Source organism: Halohasta sp. A2, from assembly GCF_056175805.1.
On the sequence record NZ_JAQFWV010000247.1, the window covers coordinates 1 to 343 of the forward strand.

Annotated in this window: 1 pseudogene; it reads right to left on the bottom strand. The window is 60.9% G+C overall.

From position 1 onward, the window contains the following. A pseudogene (locus O2S87_RS19000) lies at window positions 1-343 on the bottom strand (IS66 family transposase); the annotation flags it as partial.

The window sequence follows — 343 nt, forward strand, 5'->3', positions numbered from 1 at the left end:
CCGTGCAGTTGCTCGAAGCGATCAGCGATTTTCCGGTAGGGGAAGCGGTGCTCGTACCGAGACAGTGCTGCTTGGGAGATGACGTTCACCCCGAACTGCCCCTCATCGGGGCAGTCGGGGTGTGTAGCAACTGTGTCTGTTCCGCAAGAGCCACACAGATAGTAGTGCCGGTTGTACCGGGTGACTTCTGGGGGTTGCGGATCAGGAATCTCCTCGACGAGTCGGGGGCTGATGCCCACCGACTCGTCGAAGTGTTCGCCACAGTCAGGACAGCACTCACAGGTGACCTCGACCTCGTGGTCAGGCACAGGCGTTGAACGCCACTCCGGGTCGTGACCGTCCT